Here is a 12,800-nt window from a genome sequence, read left to right on the forward strand (position 1 = left end):
TGGAGGAGGAGATGATGAAACAATATATGAAAAATAAAAGTCGGTTTTTGCAGAAAGAAGAACAGCTTTCAAGGATAGCGGAACTGTTTTCAAAGAAGAACTTACGTCCTTCGGAAGTGTTGGTATTCCTTCTTATAGCGTGTCTGGGCTTATTCTCATGTGATAAGTTCTTGGAGGAAAATCCGAAAGATAAGTTACCCGAAGATGACGTTTACAATACGATCTCGGAAGTATATCTCAATGCAGTAGCTTCGCTTTATACATACGTAGGCGGTTATAGTGATAGTCAGGGATTGCAGGGAACGGGTAGGGGAGTCTACGACCTGAACACCTTTACTTCCGACGAAGCCATTATCCCCACCCGTGGAGGTGACTGGTATGACGGTGGTTTTTGGCAAGGACTTTACCTGCACGATTGGGGAATAGAGAATGATGCCATTCAGGCTACATGGGAATATCTCTATAAAGTCGTCATGTTAAGTAACAAATCACTGGAACGGATAGACAAATTCGCCGAAACTCATTCCGCTACGGAACTACCGGCATACCGCGCTGAAGTACGTGCCATGCGGGCTATGTATTATTATTACCTGATGGATTTGTTCGGACGCATCCCGCTAGTTCAATCCTCTTCCGTAGCAATGAAAGATGTAGTGCAAAGTGAACGGAAAACGGTCTTTGACTTTGTTGTCAAGGAATTGCAAGAGGCGGCTCCTTTGTTGAGCGATGCACATAGCAACCAGTCCGGCCCTTACTATGGCCGTATCACTCGCCCCGTGGTAAGTTTCTTACTGGCCAAACTGGCTTTGAACTCCGAAGTTTATACAGACAATGATTGGACGGACGGACAACGCCCGGATGGGAAAAATATAAAGTTCGCAGTGAACGGCAGCGAACTCAATGCTTGGGAAACAGTCATCTACTACTGTGACCAACTCAAGACTATGGGCTACAAACTGGAACCGGAATACGAAACGAATTTCTCCATATTCAACGAACCGTCCGTAGAGAATGTCTTCACTATCCCGATGAACAAAACTCTGTATACCAACCAGATGCAATATCTCTTCCGTTCCCGCCACTATAATCACGCCAAGGCTTACGGACTAAGCGGTGAGAACGGTCCCAGCGCCACCATTGAAGCCCTTGAAACTTTCGGTTATGAAACCGCGGAACAAGATCCCCGTTTTGATATTTGCTATTTTGCAGGAATTGTCCACGACCTGAAAGGAAACATAATCAAACTGGATAATGGAACGGTACTGGAATATCTGCCCTGGAAAGTATCTCTGGATATAACAGATACCCCATACGAACAAACCGCAGGAGCCCGCATGAAAAAGTATGAAGTCGACCCGACTGCCACAAAAGACGGTAAGTTGATGGAGAATGACATTGTATTGTTCCGCTATGCAGACGCTTTATTGATGAAAAGTGAAGCGAAAGTCCGGAACGGAGCAAACGGAGATGAAGAACTCAATGAAATTCGTAGCCGTGTCAACGCTTCTCCCCGCACTGCCACTTTAGAGAATATCCTTGCCGAACGTCAGCTGGAACTGGCTTGGGAAGGATGGAGACGACAGGACTTAGTCCGCTTCGGGAAGTTTACAAGAGCTTACAGCAGCCGTCCGCAACTGCCGGATGAAGCAAGTGGATATACAACTGTATTTCCTATACCGGAGAAAATACGGGTGATGAATGAGAGGTTGAAACAGAATCCGGGGTATTAGGAAGAAATCATAGTGAAAATATGAATACTTCTTTTGATAGTGTTCATATAATTACTATATTTGTGCAGTAATTAAGTCCAAAGCGTTATGAGTTACAAATCAGTTAAAGACGTTGTAACTATGTTGCTGGAAAACGGTTTTGTTCTAAAAGGTCAGAAAGGTAGCCACATGAAGTTTGAGAAGAACGGTAGGGTAGTTATTGTACCGAATCATAATAGCAAAGGCGTTGAGAAAGGCACTTATTACAGCATTTTGAAACAAGCGGGGCTAAAGTAGCCCCCTTGTTTTCTGTAATTTAATATAGGAGGAGATATGAAAACAGTAGAAGTAATTGTGGAACACGCAGGAAAGAACTTGAGTGCTTATATTGAAGATGCTCCGGTTATCACTGTTGGCAATGACATGAGAGAGATTGAGGACAACATGCGAGAGGCGATTGAATTGTATTTGGAAGATAATTCCAATCCCTGTGAAGTATTGTCCGGAGAGTTTGAATTAAAATTCAAGATTGATGCTGCTACATTTATAAACTATTATAGCAACATCTTCACTAAGGCTGCATTGAGTCGGATTACGGGTATTAATGAACGGCAATTATGGCATTATGCTGCCGGAGTGCATAAGCCTCGCAGGCAACAACTTGAAAAAATACAAAAAGGTATTCAGGCTTTATCAAAGGAGTTATCGGCAATCAATTTATTGTAATACATAGAGTGCTATATATTCAACTTCCAGCCAGTGTGAGATAAAGACGACCCCAAATAAAAAATCCTCGATTTTCATCGGGAGAATCGAGGATTTATATTATTTGTTGCAGCAATCGAATTACTCAATCAAATCGAAATCATATTTTTCAAATTCACTCCCATTGATTATTATAGCAATTTGATGAAGCCCGAGATGGAATTTTCTCGTCGTAACCACACGGAAAGAGTGCTTTCGCGTTATTCGTGTGGTAGAATTTCCGGTATATTCTTTTTCACTGATTTTATGAACTTTCTTCGTCAGCGTTCCATTTGCTTTTTGGTAATAAATACCATATTCAAGCCGTATTTTGATTGTCTTATTGCTATGATTCAACAAGTTAAAACCAAACTCCAACGAATCCCCGACTTTAACCTTAGGACTTGAAATCTGAAAATCCTCCACACTAATATTATTTCTGATAGAATCAAAGCCAAACAACTCCATCACCTCCGGAATCCCTTGCTTTAAGAGCGTCCGGCAACCGTGTTTTATAATCCAGTCTACCTCTTTCGACTCACCTTTCCATTTCTTTGCCAAATCAATGACTATTTCCGGATTATCTTTCGCAATATCATTCAAATTATTGGCAACACTCAACCGTACAAATCTTGCCGGATCATTTTTAAGATTCTCCAAAATAGGAATAATAGGTGTCGGATCTTTTTTCAGATTCGGCAAAGCCATCGCCCAAGGCAAACGCGGACGGCAACCTTCTGACGCAAGCCGCCTTACTCCCCAATGCTCGTGTTTCGACCAAACCAACATCTGCTTCATCATTTCATCCGGATATTTTATAATAAAAGGATGAGTCACAAACTCGCAACTTGTGAACTGCGTGATTTTCTCTATCGCCTTGACAGACGTTTCATAATCATCCAACCCATATTGCTCGACATAATTATCCAGAATCGCCCCATACTCCAGCATCAATCCAAACTTCGTATCGTCTATCACCGAAAAATCAGGCCGCGTACTTTTTACATGATCCAACAACTCAAGAATCTTAGCGATTGCCTCTTTGTAGTCTGCCGGCAAAAACTTTTTCAGAATGGTAGTGATATGTATGCAGCGCTGTTTAAGTTCCCTGCCTTCCCATTCATCATCCATAACTTGAGAAACAAACCCGTGAGCATCAAAATCATCGATAACAAGTTTCAAATCTTTCGTAAATAGATCGAAAAATTGCTCGTTATACATATTCTTAAAAGGTTCTGCCATACTTGAAGTCTATATTTAGTATCTATTTATTTGCTACACAAATATATGCCCTTTTTTAAAAAGACAATTCTTTATCGACTTATTTAACCGAACAGAGTGAAAAAGGAAGGATAAGCCCAAAAACAGAAGTGAGCTACAAATAAAGATTGCAGCTCACTTTTATATGTTAAGTACTTGTCACTAATAAATTTCTATCTTTTTTAGGCACGGATTTCACGGATTAACGCGGTTGTTTTTCAGTAATGACAACACTAAAAACCGTGAAATCCGTGTAATCCGTGCCTAAATTACTATATAAACTAATTATGTACCCATACTCATAGCAAAAAATTAGTCGAAGAAACTCTTGAACTTCTTGAAAATCTTCTCCTTCACCGACGTGTTAGGTTTGAAATTGTCCGAAGCCTCCATCTTTTCGAGCGTGCTCTTTTCCTCTTTATTGAGCGCTTCCGGCACATAGATACTGATATTGACGAGCAAATCCCCCGTTCCGTACCCGTTCACATTCGGCAATCCCTTGCCGCGCAAACGAAGTACTTTACCCGGTTGAGTACCCGAATCAATCTTCACTTTCACTTTGCCGTCGATAGTCGGAATTTCCACGGCTCCACCCAGGGCAGCAGTCGGGAAACTAAGCAACAGATTATAAATCAAATCATTCTCGTCGCGAATCAAGTCCTGATGCGGTTCTTCCTCTACGAGAATCAGCAAGTCGCCTGCCACACCGTTGTGTTTGCCGGCATTTCCTTTGCCACCCATAGAGAGCTGCATACCCTCTGCCACTCCGGCAGGGATTTTCACCGACACCACTTCTTCACCGTAAATGATTCCGTCGCCACCACACTTCTTACATTTGTTCTTGATAATCTTACCCTCACCGCCACAAGTGGAGCAAGTGACGCGAGTCTGCATAGTGCCCAGAATGGTCTGCTGGTTACGGATCACCGAGCCGCTACCCTTACAAGTAGGACAAGTTTCCGAACCGCCATCACCTTCGGCCCCCGTGCCATGACACTGGTCACACGGCACATATTTTTTGAGTTTAAACTTCTTTTCTACTCCGGTAGAGATTTCCTTCAACGTCAGCTTCACTTTCACACGAAGGTCACTGCCGCGATACCGGCGTTGCTGTGAACCGCCACCGCCACCAAATCCGCTGAAACCTCCGAAGCCTCCCCCGAAACCGCCGCCGCGGCCACCGAAGATGTCGCCAAACATAGAGAAAATGTCATCCATCGACATCCCCTCGCCACCGAAACCACCGAACGGACCGCCATTACCTGCCGCACCGCTCACTCCCGCATGACCGAACTGATCGTAACGCGAACGCTTTTCCGGGTTACTCAACACATCGTAAGCCTCGGCCGCCTCCTTAAATTTCTCTTCAGCCTCCTTATCCCCCGGATTCTTGTCAGGGTGATACTGGATTGCTTTCTTACGGTACGCTTTCTTAATTTCCTCTACTGTGGCTGTCTTCGTCACCTCCAATACTTCGTAATAATCTCTTTTTTTCTGCCATGCTTCTTTTAAAATTATGAATGATGAATTACGAATTACGGGTTATGGATGATGAATTATTGCGGGAAGTCCCTCGTTTTTCATCATTCATAATCCGTAATCAATCCTTATTCCCCTACTACCACTTTGGCGTGGCGGAGCACTTTGTCGTTCAGTGTATATCCCGTTTGCACACAATCCAGAATCTTACCTTTCTGTGCTTCCGACGGTGCGGGGATTACCGCGATGGCTTCCATGGTAATCAGTATCCAACGGTTGGTCTTTCGTCTCGATGACTTTCACGCCATTTTGAGCCAAGACAGCTATAAATTTATTGTAAATCAATTCTACCCCTTCCTTTACGGCATTGACATCCGTTGCCGTTTCCATCGTCTTGATGGCACGTTCGAAGTCGTCCACTACCGGAAGAATACTGCCAAGGCTCTTCTCGCCACCGTTCAGGATCAGTTCGGCCTTCTCCTTTAAAGTACGTTTACGATAATTGTCGAACTCGGCAGACAGGCGCAGATATTTATCCTTTTGCTCTTCAATCTCTTCTTGAGCTTTTTCCAGTTCCTTTTCCAACTCCTCTTCATGAGTCAGCGGAGCAGACTCCTCCGTTTGTTCGTTTTGCGGTTGGTCTTCCGCAGGATTTTGAGTTTCTTCCACATTCAGTTCCTCTTCCTTCACTTTTTTTCTTTCGGATCCATCTTGGTATTTACTATTTTATTATTTACTATTTACTATTTAGAAACACACGTTATCTATGCAAGATACCGCTTATAAACATACCGGACTGACCGGATGTCACAGATTTTGTCTGCAAAAACTTTGCCAAGTTGGCCGTTTTGCCAAAAAACGCAGCAAAGGTAACACTTTTATGTCAGATTGGCACATATCAGATAGCTCATAATTCATTTTAAATGTCTACCTTTGCACGCTCAAATAGTAAATAGTAACTAGTAAAATAGTAAATAATAAGATGATTACAGTTTCGAACGTATCGGTTCAGTTTGGTAAAAGAGTGTTGTTTAATGACGTAAACCTGAAGTTTACGAGTGGTAATTGTTATGGTATTATCGGTGCGAACGGTGCGGGAAAATCTACGTTTCTTCGTACGATTTACGGAGATCTGGACCCGACAACAGGTACGATTGCGCTCGGACCGGGCGAACGTCTTTCGGTGTTGAGCCAGGACCACTTCAAGTGGGACTCATATACCGTCATGGATACCGTCATGATGGGTCATACCGTGTTGTGGGACATCATGAAGCAACGCGAAGAATTGTATGCAAAAGAAGATTTCACAGACGAAGACGGACTGAAAGTGTCCGAATTGGAAGAAAAATTTGCCGAGTTGGACGGATGGAATGCGGAAAGCGACGCAGCCATGCTGTTGAGCGGACTGGGCGTGAAAGAAGATAAGCATTACGTATTGATGGGTGAATTGAGTGGTAAGGAAAAAGTGCGTGTCATGCTGGCGCAAGCATTGTACGGAAATCCGGACAACCTCTTGCTCGATGAGCCTACCAATGACTTGGATATGGAAACAGTGACTTGGTTGGAAGAATATCTTGCCAACTTCGAGCATACCGTATTGGTGGTAAGCCACGACCGTCACTTCCTCGACTCTGTATGTACGCACACCGTAGACATCGACTACGGAAAAATCAATATGTTTGCCGGTAACTATAGTTTCTGGTACGAATCCAGCCAGTTGGCTCTCCGTCAGCAACAGAACCAGAAGGCGAAGGCTGAAGAGAAGAAGAAAGAGCTCGAAGAATTTATCCGCCGTTTCAGCGCGAACGTAGCGAAGAGCAAGCAGACAACGAGCCGTAAGAAGATGTTGGAGAAACTGAATGTAGAAGAAATCAAACCTTCTTCACGTAAGTATCCGGGCATCATCTTCACTCCCGAACGCGAGCCGGGCAACCAGATTCTGGAAGTGTCCGGATTGAGCAAGAAGACGGAAGAAGGCGTAGTGCTCTTCAACGATGTGAACTTCAATGTAGAGAAAGGTGACAAGGTGGTATTCCTGTCACGCAATCCGCGCGCGATGACTGCTTTCTTCGAAATTATCAACGGAAACATGAAACCGGATGCAGGGACCTTCAACTGGGGGGTAACCATCACCACTGCTTACCTGCCGCTGGATAACACCGACTTCTTCAATTCCGACCTGAATCTGGTAGACTGGTTGAGCCAGTTTGGAGAAGGCAACGAGGTATATATGAAAGGCTTCCTCGGCCGTATGCTTTTCTCCGGCGAAGAGGTGCTGAAGAAAGTAAGCGTACTCTCCGGAGGTGAAAAGATGCGTTGTATGATTGCCCGTATGCAGCTGCGCAATGCCAACTGCCTCATTCTGGACACTCCGACCAACCATCTGGACTTGGAATCTATTCAGGCATTCAACAACAACCTGAAGACGTACAGGGGAAATATCCTCTTCTCGTCTCATGACCACGAATTTATCCAGACCGTTGCCAACCGCATCATCGAACTGACACCGAACGGTATCATCGACAAGATGATGGAGTATGACGAATATATCACTTCCGACCATATTAAGGAATTGCGGGCGAAGATGTACGGAGACAAATAAGTGACCGGACGAATAAAGGCCCCTGACTCCCATACATGAAGTCTGATGAATAACCTATTTTTACAGCAACCTATTCTCAACAATGGGTTGCTGTTCTTTTTAGCACTATGGAAATAAAATATTTTGAAAATAGAGGAGATTGGCGAAAATGGCTGGCGGACAACTTTGAAACCGCCAGTGACGTTTGGTTTGTATTCCCCTCCAAATCTTCGGGCGAAAAAAGTGTTACATACAACGACGCCGTCGAAGAAGCCCTTTGTTTCGGATGGATCGACAGCACTATAAAGGCGCTCGACAAAGAACATAAAATCCAGCATTTCACGCCCAGAAACCCTAAAAGTTCCTATTCGCAAGCCAACAAAGAGAGACTGAAATGGTTGCTGGAACATCAAATGATTCACCCTGATTGGGAAGATAATATACGAAAAGTATTGTCAGCTCCTTTCGTTTTTCCGAATGATATCATCGGAAAACTGAAAGAGGATAAAACAGTATGGGAGAATTACCTCCAATTTTCCGATGCGTATAGGCGCATCCGAATTGCGTACATTGAAGCCGCAAGGAAACGGCCGGAAGAATTTGAAAAGCGATTGAACAACTTCATCCACAAAACGAAGGAAAATAAAATGATAAAAGGATTTGGGGGAATCGAAAAATACTACTAGGTATGTTTTTCTATATCCAATTATATTTAAATTCAGGCACGGATTACGCGGATTTCACGGTTTTTTGTTAATTACAAATGATTAGCAACCGTGAAATCCGCGTAATCCGTGCCTAATTTTTTATTAATAAGACTCACCCGCACATTTCATGCGACAAATAACCCTATAACACCTCTTCCATCAGCACCAATTCCCAGCTGCGCCACACGATCGTAATCAGTTTCAGTTTCCCTTTTTCACGAGCTTCCGCCACGCATTCGTCCTTGCTATAGCGAATCAGCTGTTCCCGCGCATTATCGGCAAGCGTCCTTATTTCCTTTTCCGGTGCATCGGCTTTCGCATACTTCACTTCCTGCAGATAAGTGTAGGGTGGAGATACGGGTACCACCGGACTGGGTTTAAAGAAGAAATCGGCAAAACCCTTGTTCATTTCATATTCCGGATACAGTTGATAATAGCGGAACATACTTAGATAGGCTAGGAGGAATCCTTTGATATGAGCTTCCCCTTCTATATATTTCCGAATGCGGCTCTGCTCCCGAATGGCCTCTGCTACAAATTCGAACAACGGTTCCCATTCTCCCTTGAAAGACATATTCTCAAACAGCGTAAGCAACCGGTTCACGTCGAGCTTGAAGATATCATGACGGGCATATCCTTGAATCAGGAAATTGAATAGCTGTTCGCGAACCACCAGATTGGGAACGTGCAGGATGGGACGCCCCATCATATCGACCCCTTTAATAGAAAGCAGTCCGAAATAGAACAGCAAAGATTTAAAGTTGCTCACGTCCGTCATTTCCAGTGCGGAGAAATGAGTGACAATTTCGGTTATTATTTCTCCCTTTTCCGCAACCTCCTTGATGACGGAGAAGTTATCTCCTAGTCCGTGGTCAAGACGGACGAGGTAGGCAAGCTTGTTAAAGTCGGTACGGATATTGGGATCGACAATCTCTTTTGGCTTGATTCCGTGCAATATCAATGACTTCATGCAATAGAGCACCATGTCCGAGTTGAACATGCAATCCGTTAATTTATTCTCACTGAAGCAATAATTGTCATAGTTGGGTTTCATCATTGCCACCGCATCATCTATTGACATGGAAAGAGCGCCTTGCTCCTTATAATACGCCAGCATCTCGCGCAGTTCCTTCTCGCTGAAACCTACAAGGTCGTTAAACCAGGGATCGGTTGTGATATTCGTGCCGATGTTGAATCCGCTTGTCACGTCGTCCATTGTTACCGGACTTACTCCCGTGATAAACAGACGATTGAGGGCAGAACCCATTCCCGTCGTGGCGGCTTTGATTACATTGAAGAATCTCCGGATATATCCCTCGCCATGCGTCGCTTTCCGATATAAGTCCGTGCCGTAAGTCGAGAGAATGGTATTCGTGAAATTATCGTATTCATCAATCAGGAGATAAATTTTGATGTCTCCCTTGCGGGTAGCGTAGGTATTAATAGCTGACAAAAAAGCGCCGGGCTCTTCTTTTGTTTTTTCATCCAGCACTTTCCAGATATCTTTTCCCAGCAGATGTTCGTACCTGTAAACAAAATCGGAAAGCTTCCCGCAACAATGCAGCCGGAAAGATTCCTCCACCTCATTGATATTCGAACTCACCTCCGAGAAATTGAATCTCATGATGAGAAACTGGTTATGTATCGGCGTAGGATGTTGCCCGATATACAGCTGGCCGAACAATTCGTCGAACTGGTCAGCGTAACGAACGTCATAATAAGCTTCCAGCATTGCCAGCGTGAGGCTTTTTCCAAAGCGTCGGGGACGGATCAGAAACAGATAACGGGGTTGCTTCTCTATTTTTTCAATAAACATGGTTTTATCTACATAATAGAAATTATCTTTGATGATGGCTCCGAAATCCGTCAATCCGTATGGTATTTGTTTCATCATATTGCGATTCCTTTCTTTAATTCATATCGTAGCAAATATACGGAAAACGGATGAATGTGACATCGTTAATGCCATTAATTTATCCGTTTATCTGTTATTTTGTAGAAAAACTGCTGCTTGGCAGATTGATTATAACTCTAATCCTTTTTGAACCGGAACTTGCGGTCGTATTGAATTTTCTGTACGTTCCTGGGGTGTATACTCCACCACCCAATATTCTGTGACATTGTTGGAGGTCTTCCGTGAGTGGAAATGGTTGTTCTCCAGTACCGTGACCAGCATTTGTTTCATCTGTGCGTTGGCCTGTGTACGCCCGTTCACGCTTAATACCGACAGCAGGTAGGAGGCGGGATACCATTTCGCCTGTATATCGTTCGGCCTGGCAGCCCGGAAATAGAAGAAAAGATTCTCTTCCATCGGATCTTTTTGGCGGAACGCCTCGTTGCGGTTGTTGAGAAACGTAATCTCTTGGTTCTCATACCAATATTGGAATCCCTGCCGGTAGAGTGCGTATGCTTGTGCATATATCCCCTGATGGTTGACAGGCGTGTGATAGTCTATTTTCAGAAGCGTATTGAACAGGATACGCCTGTTTTCACCAATGTCCGGCAGGCAGTGCGGGTTGTTGGTGCTGGCGATGAACGAGGCGCGGCGGGTGAACGTATAATTCTGGATGTCGTAAACCTTCCGTTCGTTCATCACATCTTGCGTGATGAGACTTTTCAACTCCTGCATCCGTGCGGGAGAGAGCGTGTCAAACTCATCCAGGTTGATGATCAGGCAGGACGACATTTGCAGGAGATGGTCTTTGTTTTCGGGATAAATCATGCCGTTGCGATAATAATCCTTGAGTTCCGGCGGGAGGAGACGGCGGATAAAGGTACTCTTGCCTTTTCCCTGTGCGCCGTGGAGTAACATCAACTGGTGGTTTTGCACTTCGTCATTGATGGCGCATGCCACCATTCCCACCAGCCAGCGGCGGAAACTGTCTTCAAAAAAAGCCTGATCTGCCGCTTTTACTGTTTTTGTCAGTTGCCCGATGTGGTCTGTTTTCCCGTCCCATGCCTCGAGTGAGGTGAAATAATGGACAAATGGGTTGAATGGCTTGGCATAGTCCGAGTCTACCAGCGCTTTCAAATTAGCTTGTGAGATGTATATCTTCTTCATCTGCGCGTTGATATAGAATGTGTTGACATCCTTTACGCGAAGTGTGCTGAAAGGCGGCAGCTCTGTGGGGGGAACACCGGGTATTAGTTTCCGGAACTCGATTTGCTCTTTCACTACGTTCCTCCTGATTTCGTAGTGTTCATCCATAAATTTGATTACCTGGCAGATTCTCGGTGTTTTCTCTTCTTCTTCCGCACAGTCAGTCTTTGAGGTATATTGGTAAGCATTGTGCAGGGGGAGTTCGAGGTCGAAATCGGGGAGTTCGCCGAAATGGCTGTGTGCCAGACTGACGGCTTCCTCTTCCGTGATATGCCGACGGTAACACTGGTTGCCCAGACAATAGAAGAAATTGTCCCGGTTGCCTGTCTCCAGACGTTCTTTGCGTTGGGTGTATTCCAGCGCTTTCCGGAAGTCGAGTTGCACTTGCAGGTCGATGGGCGACGCGTTCTCCTGCACGGGAAGGAGGGGAGAACGTTTTGCCGGATTTTTGCGTTTCTTGTTTTTGCACTCTTCCTCGGTGGGCAGTGTCACTTTTACGGTCAGCGGCTTTACGTTTTCCAGTCGTTCGGGAGCGAAGAAAGCGTCCGGATCATGCGACACGAAGAATCCGCGTCCCGGATCGCTTCCGCTTGTATCTACTTTGGTATTGAGCAGTGTTTCGTATTTGCTGCTTGCCAGGGCGTACATTCGGTGGTGATATCGTTCGAGGGTAGGGAAGTCGACGGTTCCCAGCGCGTTCAGTTCGGCACGTAAGGCTTCCGCCTCTTTGCCGGTGAGGTAGACAAAGATTTTCAACCCGTGCATGCGGGGACTGATGAAGCTTCCTAATGTGTCGGGGCAATCGTTCGCCAGTTGGCGGAATTCCGGGAGCTTTTCTGCCGGCATATCGTCACAGTCGACCGTGATGATGTCCTGATACTTGTCTAGGCTGTAAGCCAGTCTTTCCTTTACGTAAGTGGCCGTGATGGTGCGGTAGGGCAGTTGCTTCTTCATACGGTCTGCTTTCACCGTGTCTCCCGCCTCCATTGCTTCCCGAAGTCTCCGGATTCTGTCCCGATAGACATCTCCCCGGATAAATTCGAACAGTTGCCGGATGCTGATATTTCCTGATACAAGTGATAATCCTCTGTATGTGGTTATTACGATATTTTCCATTTGATTTGTTGATATGAATTTAAGTCGTGTCAATATTAACACACTGCAAAGGACGGCTTTTCCTGTAGATAAAAAAAAACTGCTTTTGGTACTCAAAAAGCAGT

The 12,800-nt window shown here is 44.8% G+C and carries 9 protein-coding genes and 1 pseudogene; 5 read left to right on the forward strand and 5 right to left on the reverse strand.

The genetic code is table 11. The features are described from left to right. Positions 1 to 11 precede the first annotated feature (11 nt). From NXX38_RS17120 to NXX38_RS17130, 3 genes are all read left to right on the forward strand, one after another. A complete protein-coding gene (locus NXX38_RS17120) occupies positions 12 to 1,730 on the forward strand; it encodes a RagB/SusD family nutrient uptake outer membrane protein (protein ID WP_309569423.1) in 1,719 nt (572 codons plus the stop codon). A gap of 87 nt (positions 1,731 to 1,817) precedes the next feature. Continuing rightward, the gene (locus tag NXX38_RS17125; RefSeq protein WP_007753884.1) at positions 1,818 to 2,006 is read left to right on the forward strand and encodes a type II toxin-antitoxin system HicA family toxin; all 189 of its coding nucleotides are present in this window, start codon (positions 1,818 to 1,820) and stop codon (positions 2,004 to 2,006) included. A 36-nt stretch (positions 2,007 to 2,042) separates the two neighbouring features. Further along, positions 2,043 to 2,435 carry a type II toxin-antitoxin system HicB family antitoxin gene (locus NXX38_RS17130; protein ID WP_004297896.1) on the forward strand — a complete coding sequence of 131 codons (393 nt, stop codon included), beginning with the start codon at positions 2,043 to 2,045 and terminating at the stop codon, positions 2,433 to 2,435. Positions 2,436 to 2,555: 120 nt separating this feature from the next. Here the strand turns inward: NXX38_RS17130 and NXX38_RS17135 are convergent, their stop codons facing one another. The 3 genes and pseudogenes from NXX38_RS17135 to NXX38_RS17145 form a co-directional block, all read right to left on the reverse strand. After that, complete coding sequence (locus NXX38_RS17135; RefSeq protein ID WP_008999257.1) at positions 2,556 to 3,695, reverse strand: DNA alkylation repair protein; 1,140 nt, start codon at positions 3,693 to 3,695, stop codon at positions 2,556 to 2,558. Positions 3,696 to 4,025: 330 nt separating this feature from the next. Then, positions 4,026 to 5,228, reverse strand: coding sequence for a molecular chaperone DnaJ (gene dnaJ / locus NXX38_RS17140; RefSeq protein WP_258981983.1), 1,203 nt, complete (start codon positions 5,226 to 5,228; stop codon positions 4,026 to 4,028). Positions 5,229 to 5,320: 92 nt separating this feature from the next. Beyond that, a pseudogene (locus NXX38_RS17145) lies at positions 5,321 to 5,882 on the reverse strand (nucleotide exchange factor GrpE). 292 nt (positions 5,883 to 6,174) lie between these two features. Between NXX38_RS17145 and NXX38_RS17150 the strand changes: the two are divergent. Both NXX38_RS17150 and NXX38_RS17155 read left to right on the forward strand, forming a co-directional pair. Then, positions 6,175 to 7,794, forward strand: a complete 1,620-nt coding sequence (locus NXX38_RS17150) for an ABC-F family ATP-binding cassette domain-containing protein (protein ID WP_195359096.1) — start codon at positions 6,175 to 6,177, stop codon at positions 7,792 to 7,794. A 107-nt stretch (positions 7,795 to 7,901) separates the two neighbouring features. Further along, positions 7,902 to 8,459, forward strand: coding sequence for a YdeI family protein (locus NXX38_RS17155; protein ID WP_234132270.1), 558 nt, complete (start codon positions 7,902 to 7,904; stop codon positions 8,457 to 8,459). Positions 8,460 to 8,622: 163 nt separating this feature from the next. On the opposite strand, the gene NXX38_RS17160 is transcribed toward NXX38_RS17155, so the two are convergent. Both NXX38_RS17160 and NXX38_RS17165 read right to left on the reverse strand, forming a co-directional pair. Then, positions 8,623 to 10,374, reverse strand: coding sequence for an ATP-binding protein (locus NXX38_RS17160; RefSeq protein WP_258980389.1), 1,752 nt, complete (start codon positions 10,372 to 10,374; stop codon positions 8,623 to 8,625). 129 nt (positions 10,375 to 10,503) lie between these two features. Beyond that, a complete protein-coding gene (locus NXX38_RS17165) occupies positions 10,504 to 12,696 on the reverse strand; it encodes a VapE domain-containing protein (RefSeq protein ID WP_258980390.1) in 2,193 nt (730 codons plus the stop codon). Positions 12,697 to 12,800: the final 104 nt, after the last annotated feature.

The organism is Bacteroides sp. BFG-637 (genome assembly GCF_024793605.1).
In the GTDB taxonomy this organism is placed as follows: Bacteria; Bacteroidota; Bacteroidia; order Bacteroidales; family Bacteroidaceae; genus Bacteroides; species Bacteroides vicugnae.

Coding starts and splice junctions, on each gene's coding strand:
- NXX38_RS17130 (WP_004297896.1), top strand. CDS start 2,043: ATGAAAACAGTAGAAGTAATTGTGGAACACGCAGGAAAGAACTTGAGT.
- NXX38_RS17165 (WP_258980390.1), bottom strand. CDS start 12,696: ATGGAAAATATCGTAATAACCACATACAGAGGATTATCACTTGTATCA.
- NXX38_RS17125 (WP_007753884.1), top strand. CDS start 1,818: ATGAGTTACAAATCAGTTAAAGACGTTGTAACTATGTTGCTGGAAAAC.
- NXX38_RS17160 (WP_258980389.1), bottom strand. CDS start 10,374: ATGATGAAACAAATACCATACGGATTGACGGATTTCGGAGCCATCATC.
- NXX38_RS17135 (WP_008999257.1), bottom strand. CDS start 3,695: ATGGCAGAACCTTTTAAGAATATGTATAACGAGCAATTTTTCGATCTA.
- NXX38_RS17120 (WP_309569423.1), top strand. CDS start 12: ATGATGAAACAATATATGAAAAATAAAAGTCGGTTTTTGCAGAAAGAA.
- NXX38_RS17150 (WP_195359096.1), top strand. CDS start 6,175: ATGATTACAGTTTCGAACGTATCGGTTCAGTTTGGTAAAAGAGTGTTG.
- NXX38_RS17155 (WP_234132270.1), top strand. CDS start 7,902: ATGGAAATAAAATATTTTGAAAATAGAGGAGATTGGCGAAAATGGCTG.